This is a genomic window from Bacillus sp. G16 (genome assembly GCF_021282335.1).
Lineage (GTDB): Bacteria > Bacillota > Bacilli > Bacillales > Bacillaceae > Bacillus > Bacillus inaquosorum.
This window is the reverse complement of sequence record NZ_JAJSOZ010000010.1, coordinates 65,156-83,789: the sequence shown is the minus strand read 5'-3', so window position 1 is coordinate 83,789 and position 18,634 is coordinate 65,156. Positions and strand designations below refer to the sequence as shown.

18 protein-coding genes are annotated in these 18,634 nt (G+C 47.1%); 4 read left to right on the top strand and 14 right to left on the bottom strand.

The genetic code is table 11. The features are described 5' to 3' along the window. Positions 1–5 precede the first annotated feature (5 nt). The 3 genes from hutI (at position 6) to LWH95_RS14235 (ending at position 3,726) form a co-directional block, all read left to right on the top strand. Positions 6–1,271 (top strand): imidazolonepropionase, encoded by a 1,266-nt coding sequence (gene hutI, locus LWH95_RS14245; protein WP_232919825.1) that lies wholly within the window; start codon positions 6–8, stop codon positions 1,269–1,271. Then, the gene (gene hutG / locus LWH95_RS14240; protein ID WP_003236314.1) at positions 1,264–2,220 is read left to right on the top strand and encodes a formimidoylglutamase; all 957 of its coding nucleotides are present in this window, start codon (positions 1,264–1,266) and stop codon (positions 2,218–2,220) included. The genes hutI and hutG overlap by 8 nt, the downstream gene beginning before the upstream one ends. 78 nt (positions 2,221–2,298) lie before the next feature. Further along, positions 2,299–3,726, top strand: coding sequence for an amino acid permease (locus tag LWH95_RS14235; RefSeq protein WP_133485382.1), 1,428 nt, complete (start codon positions 2,299–2,301; stop codon positions 3,724–3,726). Between the two features lie 43 nt (positions 3,727–3,769). Here the strand turns inward: LWH95_RS14235 and LWH95_RS14230 are convergent, their stop codons facing one another. The 14 genes from LWH95_RS14230 to LWH95_RS14165 form a co-directional block, all read right to left on the bottom strand. After that, on the bottom strand, positions 3,770–5,071 hold the full coding sequence (locus LWH95_RS14230; protein WP_133485380.1) for a pyrimidine-nucleoside phosphorylase: 1,302 nt from the start codon (positions 5,069–5,071) through the stop codon (positions 3,770–3,772). 28 nt (positions 5,072–5,099) lie between these two features. Further along, positions 5,100–6,281, bottom strand: coding sequence for a nucleoside permease NupC (gene nupC / locus LWH95_RS14225; RefSeq protein WP_133485378.1), 1,182 nt, complete (start codon positions 6,279–6,281; stop codon positions 5,100–5,102). 93 nt (positions 6,282–6,374) lie between these two features. After that, positions 6,375–7,046 carry a deoxyribose-phosphate aldolase gene (gene deoC, locus LWH95_RS14220; RefSeq protein ID WP_232919824.1) on the bottom strand — a complete coding sequence of 224 codons (672 nt, stop codon included), beginning with the start codon at positions 7,044–7,046 and terminating at the stop codon, positions 6,375–6,377. A 105-nt stretch (positions 7,047–7,151) separates the two neighbouring features. Then, positions 7,152–8,093: a DNA-binding transcriptional repressor DeoR gene (gene deoR, locus LWH95_RS14215; protein ID WP_060399869.1), complete on the bottom strand. Its 942-nt coding sequence runs from the start codon at positions 8,091–8,093 to the stop codon at positions 7,152–7,154. Between the two features lie 135 nt (positions 8,094–8,228). After that, positions 8,229–9,056: a DUF1206 domain-containing protein gene (locus LWH95_RS14210; RefSeq protein WP_232919823.1), complete on the bottom strand. Its 828-nt coding sequence runs from the start codon at positions 9,054–9,056 to the stop codon at positions 8,229–8,231. Positions 9,057–9,120: 64 nt separating this feature from the next. Further along, on the bottom strand, positions 9,121–10,239 hold the full coding sequence (eutH, locus tag LWH95_RS14205) for an ethanolamine utilization protein EutH (protein WP_232919822.1): 1,119 nt from the start codon (positions 10,237–10,239) through the stop codon (positions 9,121–9,123). A gap of 69 nt (positions 10,240–10,308) precedes the next feature. Then, complete coding sequence (locus tag LWH95_RS14200) at positions 10,309–11,646, bottom strand: MmgE/PrpD family protein (RefSeq protein WP_225515518.1); 1,338 nt, start codon at positions 11,644–11,646, stop codon at positions 10,309–10,311. Continuing rightward, complete coding sequence (gene sndB / locus LWH95_RS14195) at positions 11,643–12,785, bottom strand: N-acetyl-sulfur-metabolite deacetylase SndB (protein WP_232919821.1); 1,143 nt, start codon at positions 12,783–12,785, stop codon at positions 11,643–11,645. The genes LWH95_RS14200 and sndB overlap by 4 nt, the downstream gene beginning before the upstream one ends. 16 nt (positions 12,786–12,801) lie before the next feature. Beyond that, positions 12,802–13,551: an amino acid ABC transporter ATP-binding protein gene (locus LWH95_RS14190; RefSeq protein WP_019259931.1), complete on the bottom strand. Its 750-nt coding sequence runs from the start codon at positions 13,549–13,551 to the stop codon at positions 12,802–12,804. Positions 13,552–13,563: 12 nt separating this feature from the next. Beyond that, positions 13,564–14,238 carry an amino acid ABC transporter permease gene (locus tag LWH95_RS14185; protein WP_003236334.1) on the bottom strand — a complete coding sequence of 225 codons (675 nt, stop codon included), beginning with the start codon at positions 14,236–14,238 and terminating at the stop codon, positions 13,564–13,566. 22 nt (positions 14,239–14,260) lie between these two features. Continuing rightward, positions 14,261–15,055 (bottom strand): amino acid ABC transporter substrate-binding protein, encoded by a 795-nt coding sequence (locus LWH95_RS14180; RefSeq protein ID WP_119914512.1) that lies wholly within the window; start codon positions 15,053–15,055, stop codon positions 14,261–14,263. A 24-nt stretch (positions 15,056–15,079) separates the two neighbouring features. Then, on the bottom strand, positions 15,080–15,577 hold the full coding sequence (locus LWH95_RS14175) for a GNAT family N-acetyltransferase (RefSeq protein WP_003236337.1): 498 nt from the start codon (positions 15,575–15,577) through the stop codon (positions 15,080–15,082). Positions 15,578–15,590: 13 nt separating this feature from the next. Further along, complete coding sequence (locus LWH95_RS14170) at positions 15,591–16,916, bottom strand: LLM class flavin-dependent oxidoreductase (protein ID WP_232919820.1); 1,326 nt, start codon at positions 16,914–16,916, stop codon at positions 15,591–15,593. A 441-nt stretch (positions 16,917–17,357) separates the two neighbouring features. Then, complete coding sequence (locus tag LWH95_RS14165) at positions 17,358–18,344, bottom strand: choloylglycine hydrolase family protein (RefSeq protein ID WP_232919819.1); 987 nt, start codon at positions 18,342–18,344, stop codon at positions 17,358–17,360. Positions 18,345–18,480: 136 nt separating this feature from the next. Here LWH95_RS14165 and LWH95_RS21625 point away from each other — a divergent pair, with 136 nt between their 5' ends. Next, on the top strand, positions 18,481–18,609 hold the full coding sequence (locus LWH95_RS21625; RefSeq protein ID WP_268280840.1) for a hypothetical protein: 129 nt from the start codon (positions 18,481–18,483) through the stop codon (positions 18,607–18,609). Positions 18,610–18,634: the final 25 nt, after the last annotated feature.

Here is an 18,634-nt window from a genome sequence, read left to right as displayed (position 1 = left end):
ATGACATGCCGAAACAAATTGATACGATTCTCACTAACATCGGTCAGCTTTTAACGATGGAAAGCAGCGGCCCCCGTGCAGGCAACAGCATGCAGGATCTTCATGTGATCGAAGACGCTGTTGTCGGCATCCATGAACAGAAAATTGTGTTCGCCGGAAAAAAAGGGGCTGAAGCCGGTTACGAGGCAGACGAAATCATTGATTGCTCGGGACGGCTTGTAACGCCAGGTCTCGTTGATCCGCATACCCATCTTGTATTTGGCGGATCTCGGGAAAAAGAGATGAATCTAAAACTTCAGGGCATCTCTTATTTAGATATTCTCGCGCAGGGCGGCGGGATTCTGTCTACTGTCAAACACACCAGGGCGGCTTCAGAGGAAGATTTGCTGCAAAAAGGCCATTTTCATCTGCAAAGAATGCTATCCTACGGCACGACCACGGCTGAAGTAAAAAGCGGCTATGGCTTGGAAAAAGAAACAGAGCTGAAGCAATTGCGTGTCGCAAAAAAACTGCATGAAAGCCAGCCTGTTGACCTTGTCTCCACGTTTATGGGAGCCCATGCGATCCCTCCCGAATATCAAAACAATCCCGATGAATTTCTGGATCAAATGCTTAACCTTTTGCCGGAAATCAAAGAGAATGAGCTCGCCAGCTATGCAGATATTTTTACAGAAACAGGCGTTTTTACCATCAGTCAATCCCGCCGCTATTTAAGAAAAGCGGCTGAGGCTGGCTTCGGGTTAAAAATACACGCAGATGAAATCGATCCGCTTGGAGGAGCTGAATTAGCGGGAGAGCTAAAGGCTGTCTCAGCCGACCATTTGGTAGGCGCCTCAGACGAAGGCATAAAGAAATTAGCTGAGTCTGGAACGATCGCCGTCCTCTTGCCGGGCACGACATTTTATCTTGGCAAAAGCACATACGCCAGGGCAAGAGACATGATTGATGAGGGTGTATGTGTCAGCTTGGCAACGGACTTTAATCCTGGCAGCTCGCCGACTGAAAATATCCAGCTGATCATGTCCATTGCCGCACTTCATCTGAAAATGACTGCAGAAGAAATATGGCATGCGGTCACAGTCAATGCCGCACATGCCATAGGAAAAGGAGAAGAAGCCGGTCAGCTTAAAGCCGGCCGATCAGCTGATCTTGTCATTTGGCAAGCCTCGAATTATATGTATATTCCGTATCACTACGGCGTCAATCATGTACATCAAGTCATGAAAAACGGAACAATTGTAGTCAACAGGGAGGGAGCCATTCTTGGATAAATACCCTTTTCTCAGAGAGGCAGGTTCTTCGTTTAAAGACCGGGATGTAACAAAAATGGGCGATCTGATAGCAAAATGGGACGGCCAAGGCATTAAGGGGCCGGCATTGATAGGTGTCCCCCTATCAAAATCCTCCATCAGTCATTCCGGCGCTTCCTTTGCCCCCGGAACAATCCGCCAGGCACTGAAACATTCATCGGCCTATTCTGCTGAGCTTGGCGGACATGTCGTATCAGATTTTCTTTACGACCTGGGGGATATCGATATTCACGTAACTGATATTGTAAAGTCACATCAGCAAATCTTCTATACCATGCATGCTCTGCTGTCGGATCATCCAGATTGGGTGCCGCTCATACTAGGGGGAGATAACTCGATCAGCTACTCCACCATAAAAGCGATCACGCAAACGAAAGGAACGACAGCAGTGATTCAATTTGATGCCCATCACGATGTTCGGAATACGGAGGACGGGGGGCCGACAAACGGCACTCCCTTCCGCCGCCTTTTGGATGAGAAAATTATTGAAGGCCAACATTTGATTCAGCTGGGGATCAGAGAATTCAGCAACAGCCTGGCATATGAAACATATGTAAAAAAACATAACGTGAACATTCACACGATGGGCATGATTCGTGAAAAAGGATTAATCCCGACGATAAAAGAGATTCTTCCTGCCGTTCAAACAAAAGCAGACTCCATTTTTATTTCCGTTGATATGGATGTCTTAGACCAGTCCCATGCACCCGGCTGTCCAGCGATTGGCCCGGGCGGCCTCTATACAGATGAATTGCTCGAAGCAGTCAATTACATCGCACAGCAATCCAATGTTGCCGGGATTGAAATCGTTGAAGTTGATCCTACCCTCGACTTTCGGGATATGACAAGCAGAGCCGCAGCTCATGTTCTGTTACACGCATTAAAAGGAATGAAACGCTCCCAATTCTAGTGATCTTCTGGCAGGTTGTATTTTGGGCACGAGAAACTCATCTGCCTAATGAACGGCAGCTAAAAGGAGGGCGAGACGGTGAATCTTCAGGAGAACAGCGGTCAACAGCTAAAACGCACGATGAAAAGCAGGCACTTATTTATGATCTCATTGGGAGGCGTCATAGGGACAGGGCTTTTCCTCAGCACGGGTTATACGCTAAACCAAGCCGGACCCGGCGGTACGATACTCGCTTATTTAATCGGCGGGTTGATGATGTACCTCGTCATGCAATGTCTCGGTGAATTGTCGGTCGCCATGCCGGTGACCGGTTCCTTTCAAAAATACGCCACAACATTCATCGGGCCATCTACCGGTTTTATGGTCGGCATCATGTACTGGGTAAATTGGGTGGTAACGGTAGGTTCTGAGTTTACCGCTTCCGGTATTCTCATGCAGCGCTGGTTTCCTGACAGCAGCGTATGGATGTGGAGCGCGGTTTTTGCAGCTCTTCTTTTCGTATGCAACGCATTTTCAGTCAAGTTATTTGCGGAAACCGAATTTTGGTTTTCCAGCGTGAAGATTGTCACCATCATTTTATTTATCATTTTAGGAGGAGCCGCCATGTTTGGCCTGATCTCTTTAAACGGGACGGCTGATGCTCCTATGTTGTCAAATTTCACAGATCATGGAGGATTGTTTCCAAATGGCTTTCTCGCCGTATTTATCGCCATGATATCTGTGAGCTTTGCCTTTTCCGGAACAGAATTAATCGGAGTCACAGCAGGAGAATCAGCAAATCCTCAAAAGGATATTCCGCGATCCATCCGTAATGTCGCATGGAGGACAGTCATTTTTTTCATTGGCGCTGTGTTCGTCTTATCCGGGCTGATTTCGTGGAAGGAAGCAGGCGTGATTGAAAGTCCGTTTGTAGCCGTATTTGCAGAGATCGGAATCCCTTACGCCGCAGATATTATGAATTTCGTGATATTAACAGCCTTGCTGTCCGTCGCCAATTCAGGCCTATATGCTTCAACCCGTATGATGTGGTCGTTAGCAAATGAAAACATGATCAGCTCCCGTTTTAAGAAAGTCACATCTAAAGGCATTCCCTTAAATGCCTTAATGATCAGTATGGCCGTATCCTGTTTATCTCTCGTTTCCAGTATCGTGGCGCCTGGAACTGTATATGTGGTGATGGTAGCGATTGCTGGATTTGCAGGAGTTGTGGTCTGGATGAGCATTGCGCTGTCCCAACTCTTGTTTCGCAAGAGATTTATTAAAAAAGGGGGAAATGTAAAAGATCTGACATTTCGCACACCGCTTTATCCTCTGATGCCTATAGCCGCTCTTTTATTATGCTCAGCTTCTTGTATCGGTCTTGCTTTTGATCCCAATCAAAGAATCGCACTATTCTGCGGAATCCCTTGTATCATCCTTTGCTATCTCATCTTCTATTTCAAAAGAAAGTTTGAGAAAACAAAAAAAATCAGCCAAGAGGAATATCCGATCGATCATATCCTTTAATTAAAACAGCACACCCCAATCAGGATGGGATGTGCTGTTATTTTTATTCTGTAATTAACGTATGAATCAGCTTCGGCGCCTTCGCTTCCGCTGCGATGCGGATGTTGTCATAGACTTTCGCGATGACTTCATCGACGTTTTCGCGGTTGGCATAAAGCGTCACGAGCGGTTCGCCTTTTTCTACCTTGTCGCCGACCTTTTTGCGGAGCATGATGCCGACGGCTAAATCGATTTCGTCTTCTTTTGTGGCGCGTCCGGCCCCTAACAGCATCGCTGCGACGCCGATTTCGTCCGCGACAATCTCGGAGACGACACCCGCTTCTTTGGCAGGCACATCAATTTGATATGCAGCTTGCGGAAGCTTAGCCGGATCGTCAACAATCGAGCTGTCGCCGCCTTGGTTTTTCAGGAAGTCCTTGAATTTCTCAAGTGCCTTGCCGTTTTTCATGACTTCTTCCAGCTTCGCTCTCGCCTCGTCCAAAGTATTGGCTTTTTTCGCAAGCACAACCATTTGGCTTCCGAGCGTTAAGACAAGCTCATGAAGATCCTCAGGTCCCTCGCCTTTGAGTGTGTCAATCGCTTCTTTGACTTCAAGAGCATTTCCGATCGCAAAGCCGAGCGGCTGGGACATATCAGAAATAACAGCCATTGTTTGGCGGCCGACATTATTTCCGATGCGCACCATCGCTTTGGCGAGTTCAGCCGCGTCTTCTTCCGTTTTCATGAAGGCGCCCGCTCCCGTTTTTACGTCAAGCACGATCGCATCCGCCCCGGCAGCAATTTTTTTGCTCATAATCGAGCTTGCGATCAGCGGGATGGAATTGACCGTTCCCGTTACATCACGAAGCGCGTACAGTTTTTTATCAGCCGGCGTCAAGTTGCCGCTTTGGCCGATGACAGCGACCTTGTCACGGTTCACGAGCTTAATAAATTCATCCTTCGTCAGTTCCACGTGAAAGCCGTCGATCGCCTCTAATTTATCAATCGTCCCGCCCGTATGTCCGAGGCCGCGGCCGGACATTTTGGCAACGGGCACGTCAAGAGCCGCAACAAGCGGGGCGAGAACGAGTGTTGTCGTGTCGCCGACGCCGCCGGTAGAGTGTTTGTCGACCTTAATTCCTTCAATGGCAGAAAGATCAATCGTTTCACCGGAATTCACCATAGCCATCGTCAAGTCCGCACGTTCACGGTCACTCATATCCTGGAAGAAAATCGCCATGGCAAGCGCGCTTGCCTGATAATCAGGAATGCTTCCATCCGTATAGCCGTTCACGAAAAATTGAATTTCTTCTGTGGTGAGTTCTTTACCGTTCTGTTTTTTGATGATGATATCTACCATTCTCATTATGTTCACCGATCCTTTTCGATTAAGTTCAGTAAATCAAGCCCACAATTGCCGCTGATAAAAAGCTGACAAGCGTAGCGCCGTATAATAATTTCAAGCCGAAGCGAGCAACGACATTTCCTTGCTTTTCATTCAGTCCTTTTACGGCACCGGAAATGATTCCGATTGAAGAGAAGTTCGCAAATGACACAAGGAACACGGATACGATCGCTGTCGTACGGCCGCTGAAGTCGAAGCCGTTTTGCGTTAGCGACGTCATGGCGACAAATTCATTGGATACCATTTTTGTTGCCATAATGCTTCCCGCATTAACAGCTTCATTCCATGGGATACCGACAAGAAAAGCGAATGGAGCAAACACATATCCAAGAAGGCCTTGGAAGGAAATACCGAATACTGCGTTAAAAATACCGTTAATCAAGGCAATAATCGCGACAAATCCGATCAGCATCGCAGCGACGACAACCGCTACTTTAAATCCGTCAAGGATGTATTCTCCGAGCACTTCGAAGAAGGATTGTTTTTCTTCTTCTTCAACACGAAGCACATCCTCTTCTTTAGCAACATCGTAAGGATTAATAATAGAAGCGATAATGAAACCGCCAAATAAGTTCAAGACTAACGCCGTTACAACATATTCCGGTTTCAGCATCGTCATATACGCGCCGACGATTGACATTGATACGGTTGACATCGCAGAAGCACAAAGCGTGTACAAGCGCTGCTGATTTAAAAGACCGAGTTCTTTCTTCAAGGAGATAAATACTTCCGACTGCCCTAAAATAGCAGAAGCGACTGCATTATACGATTCCAGTCTTCCCATTCCGTTTACCTTGCTGAGGGCAAGGCCGATATATTTAATAATAAACGGGAGGACCTTCCATTTTTGCAGAATCCCGATCAGAGCGGAAATAAACACGATTGGCAAGAGAACATTCATAAAGAATGTCGTTTGGTCTGCATTCACCAAACCGCCAAATACAAAGTTGATTCCTTCTGCCGCGTATTCAAGCAGGTAATTGAATCCTTTTGCAAATCCTCCAACGAGGAAATTCCCTACCCCGGTATTGAGGAGAATGAAGCCGAGAATAAATTGCAAAATGAGCATAACAACAATTGGGCGGATCTTAATTCTTTTTTTCCCGCTGCTCGCGATCCACGCGAGGCCTAAAAACACGATTAAACCGATAATCCCAATCAAATACTTCATATGTGTTCTCCTTTATTTGTATTCGCTTACAATAACTGTTTCCCCAGAAAAGAAAGATAAGCAACGGAAAGCAATGTGCCTTCCGTCAGCTTCTTAGTAGTTGTCTCCGCCTGATGCGTTTTCTCCTTTTACAATGGAAACGCCTGCGCTTGCGCCGATTCGGCTCGCTCCCGCCTCGACCATTGTGTCTACATCTTCTTTCGTTCTTACGCCGCCGGATGCTTTCACGCCGATATCAGGGCCTACTGTTTTGCGCATTAAAGCGATATCTTCCTTCGTTGCGCCGCCTGTAGAGAAGCCTGTTGATGTTTTCACGAAATCCGCTCCCGCAGAAACCGCTAAACGGCATGCACGTTCTTTTTCTTCATCAGTCAGAAGGCACGTTTCGATAATGACTTTGACAAGCGCTTTTCCGGCTGCAGCTTCCACTACACCGCGGATATCCGCTTCAACAACATTATCTTCTTTGTCTTTCAAAGCGGCAATGTTAATGACCATGTCCACTTCAGTGGCACCTTTTGAAATCGCGTCTTTTGTTTCGAACGCTTTTGTTTCCGTTGTGTTGGCACCGAGCGGGAAGCCGATGACCGTACAAACGTCAACTCCTGTTCCCTCAAGCTCTTTTGCAGCAAGCTGCACCCATGTGGGATTTACACATACAGAAGCAAACTTGTATGTTTTTGCTTCTTCGATTAATGTTAGAATTTCCGCTTTTTGTGTATGCGGTTTCAAAGCTGTATGATCAATTATGTTAGCTAATGACATCCTTCGCACACTTCCTTTTTTGTTAAGATATTTTTTAGCATAACCGACTTTTGAACATATGTAAATTGGTAATTGAAATTTTGTTCAGCAAACGGTTTGAACGTGTCACAAAACATTAACAAGCGCCCTTGCGGTATGCTGGTCAATGATTAAAACGTTGGCATATTTCCCCGTTAACGCACCGTGTATGGAGGTCACTTTTCTGCTCCCGCCGGCCACTAAAATGGAGCGTTCCTTCAGTCTGAGATCTTCAAGCTCGACGCCGATGGTCCGGTCATTGATGGCGGCGCTGCAAATGTTCCCTTTCGCATCAAAAAAGCGTGAACAGATATCCCCGACAGCCTGTTTTTTCAGCAGGGCTTTCTCTTCTTCATTAAAATAACCGAGCCGGAATAACAGCGCTTCGTCACGGACTGTGCCCACCGTGAAGAGAGCGATATTCGCCTGCTTACCCATCTCGATGATCCGCTCAATATGACGGTCTTTCTCCACCATTCGCTTCACATCCGCATTATCAAACACGACGGGAAGCGGAAGATAGCGCGGCATCGTTTGAAAAGCCTCCGCAAACAGCTGAATTGTTTCAGCGGAATACGTGTTTACCCGGGAATGGCTGATGCCGCCTTTCAGCTGGACGACCTCGACGCCTTTTACCTGCTTCGGCTGCATGTTTTGCGCGATTTGATACATGGTGGTTCCCCAGCTGACACCGACAATGTCGCCGTCTTTTACCGTTTCATGCATATATTCTGCACCATAGCGGCTGAGGTCATGTGTAATTCCTGCATAATCGGGTGTCGGAGAAAACACAACATGCGCCTCGAGAAGCCCATATTTCTCTTCAAGCATGGAACCGAGCGCATCCAAATCCTCAAAAGGATCCATGACGCGAATCTGGACAAATCCTTTTGCTTTTGCATATTGCAGCAGCCGGGAAACGGTCGGCCTTGAAATGTTGAGCTGCTCAGCAATTTGCTGCTGACTGTAGTCAGACTGATAGTAAAGCCTTGCCGCTTCTATGCTTAATTGTTGTTTTTCCCGATCCATTCCGCACCTCCCTGTGGATCAGTTCATGATGAAACTGCTTTCGATTTGCTTTTATTATACAGGCTGGCGCCGGCTTTCATCCACCGATTTCTCAGAAACTGAAAAATGCTCTGCACGCGAATCTGCGCCCAGAGCTTACTTCTCCCATGTCATATGCTGATAAATCCCTTTCATAATAGCGTACAGTCCATATAGGATCAGTCCAAACGCCAAAAAAGATAGAATCATTTTGCCATGCGGCTGCTGCGCGAGTTCGGCGAGCGCGCCGTCAAAGCCTCTTGTGTCGTCAGGGTCAGCGGTCATGGCTGTCTTGATAAGAAAATAGCCGATAGCCGAGAAAATAATGGCACGGGCGATATTGCCTGCGCGTCCGGTGTTTTTTGCAATGCATATCATGTGTTTGTTCATTTTTGACGTATCAAATTCTTTCATAAAAGCAGCCCGCACACCTTTTATAAATTGAACAATCGCAAAGAGGATAAAACCTGCTCCCGTAAGCCCTGTGAGCCATTGGCCGAACGGCTGCGCCAATACATAAGCGGACCACGTCTGCTCTGAAGTGCTCCCGTCCCCTCGGCCAAATACAAAGCGCAAGGCTTTCCAAGCAATGGATGCGTAAACGGCGGCGCTGAAAAAGTTTCCCGTTCTCCGCGACAGGCCGCGCCTGCTTGTTCCGTGGCCCTCCGTGTCCTTGAGCGCACTCAGCACCATCCAGATCACATAACCAATAAGACCGACACCGATTAAAAAAAGCAAGAATGACCCATACGGCATGTGTGATAATGTTTGGAGCGCTCCGCTCGAATCTTTCGCGCCGCCCGCCCCGGCAGCCGTCATACATGCTAAAATCCCGAGCAGGATAAAAACGCCGCCAAATGCAAAATAACCAAGCCTCCCGAATCGCTTGATCCAAGGCTTGGTTTCCTGTTTGATTTTTGACATGTACTGGTCTTTCACGGCCATGTGTCCAACCCTCTTTCACAGAATCCTTACTGTAACATTCCCGATTGGACAAAGTTGAAACAGCTTATGTCTCAGCATGTCCGGCTGAGACATGTTTTTGCTGATCAGCTGATTGTGCGGGCGTCATCCAGGCAGCCGCTGCCGCAGCTGTGATTCCGCCAGCTACTTTTCCAACGATCATAGCAGCCGCCATTTCTTTTTTCATTCCGGCCACAAAACCGAGATGGCTGCCAAGCACAAAGGCTGCGCTAACCGCAAACGCGACATTGATGACCTTTCCTCTCGGCGTCATATCTTTTAATGAGGCCAGCATTGGAATATGATGAGCCAATGAGGTCACCAAGCCTGCTGTTGCTGTCTCATCTAAATGAAAGCATCTCCCCAGTGCCTGAAGCGGCTTTTTAAAGGCTTTTGTGATAAAGGCCGTCATCGGAAAAGCTCCTGCCAAGGCAATTGCGATGGTGCCTGTTGTTTGTATCCCTGTTTCGATGTTCTCCATTCCTGGTATCAGCACAATGCCGGTTAGCGTTTCAACGGAGACAGCTGCAAGCCCGATAATCGCAATCACACTGACAGCCTTTCCGAAAAGATGAAATAAACGAATGATGCTGTTGGTGTACCGCCATAACCCAAAAGCGATCAAAGCAGACAAAAGACTCGGAATCAGGAGGTTTTTACCTATCATGACGATGTCAAAGCCTGCGCATAATCCGCCGATGAAGCAACCGATCGGCACTGTACACAGCCCGATTAATATTCCTTTTGCAAAGTACGGGTGATCCTCTTTTTCGATGATGCCTAGCGCGACGGGAATCGTGAAGACGATGGCCGGCCCCATCATCGTTCCTAAAAACACCCATGAAAACAGCCCGGCCTGTGGATCTTTCGCCATTTCTCCAGCGAGCGCATATCCTCCCATATCAATCGCCAAGATGGTATTCGCAAAGGATGAAGGATCGGCGCCAATCGCTGTGTAAACCGGAGAGACGATGGGAATCAGGATGGCCGCCAGTACGGGTGCCAGCGACACAATTCCGATCATGGACAGCGCCAGCGGACCCATGGCCTTGAAGCCGTCCGCAAACCGCTCGCCAAGCCCCCATCTGTTCCCTAAACAATAATCCGCCGCTCCCCATAGTAAAAAGGCAGCCAAAATGAATACAACCGCGTCATTTACCGTCATGGTTTCTCCTTTTTCAAACGTATGATTGGTTTTATCATATCATCTGAAAATGGTTAATAGAGCTGAATCTTATTCAATATGCGCCAAAAATTCTTTTATATCTGCTTGCTCAACTGCTGTTATGATGTCTCGCGCTTTTTCATACGGAACCGTTAATGTCAATTTTTCTTTTATGTCTTCTTCAGACAGCTCATTGCCGGGAGCTCCTTTTGGACAGTCCACACGCGCTTCGTATATGCGGCCGTCTGATAAATAGGCCCGGATAATTGTGAAACGGCCTTTTGGAACGGCATGAGGAGCCGGCTGAATGGCATTGTCATACACTCGCTGAATATGTTCTATTGTCGATTGAATGCCGCTTGGGATCGGCTGGCTGTTGAAATGCTCAGCGGTCAGCTCATGTCCATGCAAAGCAAGGGCAATGACATATTCAACGCTGAAACGGCCTTCCTCTCCAGTTTTCGGCGATCTTTCCGTTAATGCAGCATCTCCGCCTGGCGGAAAAATCACTTCAACCCGCTCGGTATTGGCGGCAGAAATGGCTTGCTCGGAGACAAGTTTGCGTATCGCATCTGCGGCATGGTGTGCCGCGGAGCAAAATGGATAAATTTTAAACCATAGACCCGGCTTCACGATTCTCCATGGTGCGCCCCAACGGTTTAGCAAAGTGTTTTGTGCTTTTTCCAAATCGCCGTACAGACCGAAGAAACCAGCTTCTCCATCAAGTGCAGTGCGGGACCCGCCAAATTCTGATTGGGCCAGCTTAACGGCTAGCACGCCAGCCTGAGCTGCCAGCCCGGCGTGCAGCGGTTTCATTTCTGTTCCAAATTGCGCCCTCATCCCGGCAGATTGCGTAGCTGCAAAACCAATGGCTTTTTCCAGCTCTTCTTGAGTCAGTTCCTCTGCGTAACCTGCGGCGCAGGCAGCAGCGATCGCGCCAAGCGTTCCTGTATTATGCCAGCCCTTTTCATAGTGGCGGCTCCCAATTGATTCGCCCAGCCTTGCCATCACTTCAACACCGACAATATAAGCGCCAAGAAGCCGCTCGTCATGTCCGCGAGCGGCAGAAGCCATAAGAGCCGGCACGATCACTGCACTTGGATGCCCTCTTACATCGGAATGGACATCATCAAAATCCAATGCATGGGCGATAAATCCATTGAGCATCGCGGATTGTAATGGCGCGGCCTTTTTTCCTTGCCCGATAATAGGGACAAGGGGCGTTCCTCCTTCATCCTCAATCAGGCGGAGGAGCTTTTGAATTCCTTTATCTTTTCTTCCTGCGAATGAAGCGGCTGTAAAGTCGAGTAATCCTTTTTTTGCTTCACGCATCGCGTCAATTGAATGCTCAGGCTGTGACGTTCTCACAGCCTCTGCAAGCCCTGCTGTCAGCCCTTGTCTGCTCATTTGATGCTCTCCAGTACAATAACAGACAGCTCAGCAAAATATTGAGAGGCAACCGTCAGGGCTTCTTCATCCAATGTAAAGGCCGGATGATGCCACTCCTCTGTACCGTTCGTTCCCATCCAGACAAAAAATCCCGGGATCTTTTCTTGATACAGAGCGAAGTCTTCTCCGCCTGGAGACTGCTCAGCATGAACGGTTTGGTAGCCAAGCCGTACCGCAGCTTCAGATGCCGCGTTCAAAAATGTGCCGTCATTCTGAACGGAAGGCAAATAAGGAAACCACTTGAATTCTGCCTCTGCCCCATAGCCCGCGGCAATTCCTTCAGCCACTCGTTTCATATGCTCCGGAACAGCCTGTCTCGCTTCTTTTTGAAAGGTTCGAACGGTGCCCTCCATTTCGGCCTGGTCTGGAATCACATTCCACGAAGTGCCCGCCTGAACTCTTGTAATACTGACGACCGCGTTTTGCAATGAGCTGATGTTGCGGCTGACCACAGATTGCAGGCCGCTGATGATTTGTCCGGCTGCAGCGATTGGATCAATACTGTTATTCGGGATGCCGGCGTGTCCGCCTTTCCCTTTGACGACGATCTCAAATCGGTCAACACTTGCCATGAGCGGACCGTCTTTTACACCTATGGTCCCGACAGGCAGATCCGGCTTATTGTGCATGCCGAAAATGACAGAAACGTCATCAAGTACGCCAGCTTCTATTACCTTTCTTGCTCCTGCGGCTATTTCTTCCGCTGGCTGAAAGATAAAGCGGACAGTACCTTTCAGATCGGCTTTTCTTTGATTCAGCAAAATGGCCGTGCCAATAATGGAAGCGGTATGAAAATCGTGTCCGCACGCATGCATCGTGCCGTCAATCTTTGATGCAAACGGCAGATTCGTTTGTTCTTGGATCGGGAGCGCATCAATGTCCGCTCGTATTGCTATCACGGGGCCGTCTTCCTGTCCTTTGATTTCCGCGATCACGCCTGTTTCCAATTGAGGAACGTCAAGAATCTCGATATGCTCTTCCTCAAGCCAGCGGCGGATTTTTTTCGTCGTTTCAACCTCTTGAAATGACAGTTCAGGATGTTCATGAAGATCACGCCGCATATTGATTAAACGGGTTTGAAACGTTTTGTCGGCCATTGTTCTTCTCCCCTTCTTATATAAGCTCTGCAGGCTCTCCCACCTGCTTGATAAATCGTTTCGTCCGCTCATTTTTCGGATGGTCAAACAGTTCTTCCGGCGTTCCCTGCTCGATAATATGGCCATCTGCCATAAATATCACTTTATCAGCGACCTCTTTTGCAAACGCCATTTCGTGTGTCACGATGATCATCGTTGTTTGTTTTTCCGCGATGGATTTAATAACCTGAAGCACCCCTGTGACGAGCTCAGGGTCAAGCGCTGAAGTCGGTTCATCCAGCAAAATCGCATGCGGATTGACCGCAAGTGCCCGCGCGATGCCGATTCGCTGCTGCTGGCCGCCGGACATTGTGATCGGATAGCTGTCAGCTTTATGCTCTAGACCGACTTGTTTCAGAATATCCATTCCAATGCGTTTTGCTTCATCACGTGATTTGTGTTGAGCCACGATTAAAGCTTCTGTAATGTTTTGCAGAGCGGTTTTATTTTTAAACAGATTGTAGTTTTGAAAGACCATGGCCGTTTGCTGGCGAAGACGGTGTGCTTCCTTGCGTGTAAACTTTTCCGCGTTCAGCTTGGCTTCCCCTATTTCAATGAGGCCTTGATCCGGACGCTCTAGTAAATTCAAGCACCGGAGAAGCGTTGATTTTCCAGAACCGGACGGACCGATGATCGCCACTACTTCTCCGCGTTTCACCTCTAGATCGATTCCGTCGAGCACGACGAGATCTTTAAACGCTTTGCGAATATTTTTTACTGTTATCAACTGATTTCACCTCTAAGTCCGGTATGGCTTGCTCATGGCGCGTTCAAACAAGTCCTGCAATATGCTGTAGATAATGGTAAGAACCCAATAGACAATCGCAACCGCCAAGTACGTCTCAAAATATTTGAGGTTTCCTGATGCGTACATCTTCCCTTGGGCGAACATCTCCATGACCCCTAATGTAAAGGCCAGTGACGTTTCTTTGAGTAATCCGATAAATGTATTGCCCGTTGCCGGAATCGCATTTCGAACAGCCTGTGGCAGAATAATCCGTCTGTATGCCTGAAGTTTTGTCATGCCGACAGACAGGCACGCCTCCAGCTGCCCGTCATCAACAGAATTGAGGGCGGCACGGAAGATTTCTGCTAAATAAGCTGCGTTTTTTAAGCTTAATCCGATGATGGCAGCTGTGAGAGCTGTCATTTTGCTCATCTCCGGAAATAACTGCGGCAGCCCGTAGTAGATTAAGAACAGCTGCACAAGTGTCGGCACGCCCCGGAAAAAAGAGATATACAGCTTTGACAGCTGATGAAGCACTGGAATTTTGTTCTTTGTGATGAGTGCAAGAATAAGTCCTCCGATAATCGCAAAAATCATAGCTGCTACAGCCATAAACAAGGTAATCGGAAGAGCCTGAATTAAAGTCGGGAACGCTGATATCATGAATTCCCAATCAATTGTGTTCATTCTGGTGATTCACCGCCGTTTCTTAATGCTTCTGTTCTACTGTGATATCTTCATTAAAATATTTTTCGGAGAGCTTTTTCAGTGTTCCGTCTTTACGCAATTCATCAAGCGCATTATTGACTTTTTTGCGGAGCTTGTCGTGCGCGTCGTCCTTGGCAAATGGGAATGCAACTTGTTCGTAAACAATCGGATCTCCTGCAAGCTTTAACGGCAAGCCGGTTTTCTTAATTTGTGCCATCAGCACAGTTCGGCTGTTGACATAAGCGTCTACGCGGCCGTAAGCGACATCCTTCAGCGTGCCTTCTTGTGTTTCGTATGTTTTGATATTGATTTTTTTATCAGGATCTTTGCTTTCAAGGTTTTTAGCATGATTTGAACCGAGAACGGCAGCGACCGTTTTCCCTTTTAAATCGTCAACTGATTTGATGTCATTATTGTCTTTTTTGACGACAATCTGTGTTCCCGCATAAGCGTATGGTTCAGTAAAGTTATACATTTCCTTGCGTTCATCTGTCACCGCTACCTGGTTGGAAATGGTGTCAAGCTTTCCTGTTTGAAGCTCCCCCATCAGCCCGCTGAATTCAAGCAGCTTCCAGTCCAGCTTCATGTCAATTTTCTTAGCGACCGCTTCCATCACTTCCACATCAAAACCTGTCAGTTTTCCGTTTTCTTTATAAGCAAACGGGTAGCTCTGCCCGGTTGCACCGACATGAAGTACGTTGTCATCCTCTTTACTGCTGCTGTTACCATTGCCGCAAGCTGAGAGCACCGCTAATAATGCGGCAACTAACAGCACAGTCCACTTTTTCTTTTTCATTTTGATTTCCCCTCCTTTTCTCTTTTATAGATCATTTCGCAATTGTTTTTTCATATAGATTGTCATATGCCCTTTGCCAAGGTCTTGTTCACCCGCGCGGACATAGCCTTTTCGTTCGTACATCTCAATCAGCCACGGATGCTTATCCGCTGTTCCGAGTGAGACAAACGGAACCTTTAACGTATCACGGAGGATTGTTTCCTCAAGCCATTGAAGCAGCTTTGTTCCGATTCCTTTTTGACCGGTGTCAGGGTCAACAGCGAACCACCAGATATGCGGAACGCCATAAGGTCCCGGCTGCTGTCCCCACGGCATTCTTAAGGAGATGGTTGCGATGATCCGCCCGTCCTCTTCCATGACGTAGCAGGCGTTTTTCCTGATGTTAGTTAACACCAAATCCAAGTCCGCATGAGCGGCTGCAAAACGAATACCGAGCTTTCGAATCGGTTCATAAGCCCGTAATGTCAGCTCGAGAAGCTGTTCGGCATCACGTTCAACTGCAAGGCGATATTGTGCCTTCATCTAGCGTTCCTCCTTACTTTGCATAACGGTTTACCGGCTTTTCCAAACCGAAGTGCTCTCTTAATGTTGTGCCTTCATATTCTTTTCTGAACACGCCACGCTCCTGTAAAATCGGAACCACTTTATCAACAAACACTTCAATTCCTTCCGGAAGAAGCGGAGGCATGATGTTAAACCCGTCACACGCTTTCTTATCCACCCATTCCTGCATCTTGTCAGCGAGCTGCTCCGGCGTACCGACGAAGATATGATGGCCTCTGGAGCCTGCAACATATTTGTAAAGCTCGCGTATTGTCATATTGTCTCGTTCAGCCATTTCTTGAACAAGCTTGAACCGGCTCTTCACCGCATTGGAAGCATCCGCGTCAAGCTTCGGCAGCGGCCCGTCAAGCGGATACGAAGACAAATCAATTCCGCCTAAATAATTTTGGAGAATTTGCAGACCGGCGGATGGAATAATCAGATCTTGAAGCTCCTTGTATTTGGCCTGTGCTGCTTCTTCGGTATCAGCAATGATCGGGAAAATCCCCGGCATGATTGCAATTTTTTCAGGATCACGCCCGAATTCGGCTGCCTGCTCTTTGATCGATTGATAAAATTCTTGAGCCGATTCCAGATGGTTTTGCGCTGTAAAAATCACTTCTGCTGTTCTGGCAGCCAGCGCTTTTCCGTCTCCTGATGATCCCGCCTGAATAATCACCGGCTGTCCCTGCGGCGTTCTTGAAACGTTCAGAGGCCCGCGAACCGAGAAATATTCTCCTTTATGGTTAAGCTCGTGCATTTTTTCTTTCTCAAAGAATTCACCTGTTTCTTTATTGCGGATAAAGGCGTCCTCTTCCCATGAATCCCAAAGTCCCTTTACAACCTCGACAAATTCCTCTGCTCGCTGATAACGCAAATGGTGTTCAAGGTGCTTTTCACCGCTGAAATTAAGCGCTGTTGATTCAATAGATGAAGTGACGACGTTCCATCCGGCACGGCCGTTGGACAGATGATCCAGTGAAGCAAACTGTCTAGCAATGTGAAATGGCTCGCTGTATGTGGTGGAAGCTGTTGCTGTCAATCCGATTCTTGATGTGACCTGCGCCAAAGCAGAGAGCAAGGTAAATGGCTCAAACCTTGTTAACACATTCGGATGAGACTTGCTGTCAATTGAAAGGCTATCCGCTAAAAACAGCATATCCAGCTTGCCTCGCTCCGCTGTTTTTGCAAGATCTTTAAAATAATCCAAATTCATGCTCGCATCTGAAGGCGCGTCAGGGTGCCGCCAAGACGCCACATGATGTCCTGTCCCCGCAAGGAAAACCCCTAATTTGATTTGTTTCTTTTTGCTTGTCATGACGTTTCTCCTTTTATTATGTTTTAGGCTGAAAAATCCGAAAAATAAACTACTATATTCCTAGTTGTTTAATATGAATAAATCAAAATGTACATTTGTCTTGTGAGTTTGTCAATGAATTGAGAAAAAATTTTTCTTTTCTACCTGAAAAGAACCTCGCGGGGATCATAATGAGGCGGCATTAGTGCAACCTGTATATTCGAAAAAAACTGAGTCTGATGATGCTGAGACTCAGTTTTGATCCAAAGTTTTTTATATAAATGCAGCTTGCACCTTATCTGTGCTTCCGACCATCCGCATTTTTGATTTCGCCATCTGTTTTGCCGCTGTTTTTGCTCATTGCAAATAAACGCACGTGATCGGCGTTGTCATTCAGAAACTGTGACATTGTACAAAAAAATAAGCTGACCCCGAATCATACCGGAATCAGCTGATTGAATCTTAATTAAGCTCTAAAATAGTTTCTTCTGCTTTAGCGGAAAACACTTTAGGCTCCAAACGGTCAAGGTCTTCATGAAATAAACTTACTTTTTGGATTTGCCGATTGTCGTAGTGGTGAAAGTAGTAGTTTCCCGTGTCGTTGCACATCACAGAAGTATATTGCGTATAATCAATTTCGTCTTCTTCCGTTATTACAGCACCCTTTGGTATCGCCATGTTTGCCAAAAGCTGAAAAGCTGCTGATACTCCTTTCGTTTCATCTGCCGCCGGCTCTAGATGTTCCTTCAGAAAAACAGCTCTGACAAACCGTGAAGGCGGTGTATAATCTCCCGGCAGACCCACAGTACCCGAGCCTTGGCCAAAAGCGGACAGCGTTAATCCGCCCATCTCCTTGCTCTCGAATTGTTTCGGCCTTATTCCTATATATTGCCGAAGATTGCTCACATGCCATAAAAAGTCGGGGCTGTTCGTCATGACACCTGGTTGATTGTCATAGATTTTGATGCCGTCTGCTCTCGGTTCTATCGTCAGGCTGCGTCCCGTCCGGTCTGACAATATCCAGTGCAGCGGTAAAACTGTATCCAGTAGATCTAATTTCTTCTCCACAATCGTTAAAGAGTGGATCTTTTCTTTTACGTCTTCCAAAGACTTGCAGGCTGACAGCGCCCATGTTACAAACTCATGCGGGGCAATATGAACGCCGTCTCCCCGTATCGTTTTTTCGTACTCCGCATATCCCATAAAATAAAGCGTCGCACAAGATAAACCGCTTTCATTAACACCGTCGGCAAATAATATATTTCCAAGTTTTCTCCCCATACCGATAAACGCGTACTGTGTTTGATGCACCTTTCCGTCAGCTTCACTCTTCCAGTTGTAACGGCGCGGATAGAGAATGACCTCCGTCCCCAGCTGAAATGCGAAATCCATTGTCCTCGCTAATAAATGATTCCGGTCAGCAGTTTCCAATGTAAGACTTGTGCACATCTGATTCAGTCCCCTTTCAATTCAAGATAAAATCATACATTTTGTGAACAACTTGTTTTATCAGCATAACGAAAGTCAAATAGATTCGTCAAAAGATTAACATTACCTTCCAAAAGAAAGGTAAGGAGATTCGTTCATGAGAAAAAAATGTACTATGCTGATGTTTATGGTGATTGCTTCCTTTTTATTTCTACAGGCCTCTGCAGCAGGAAAAGAAATCTTAGCGTCCATTCCGCAAAAAGACAGACCGTACTTGGCACAATAAAGCCGGGATCACAAAAAATCCAGCC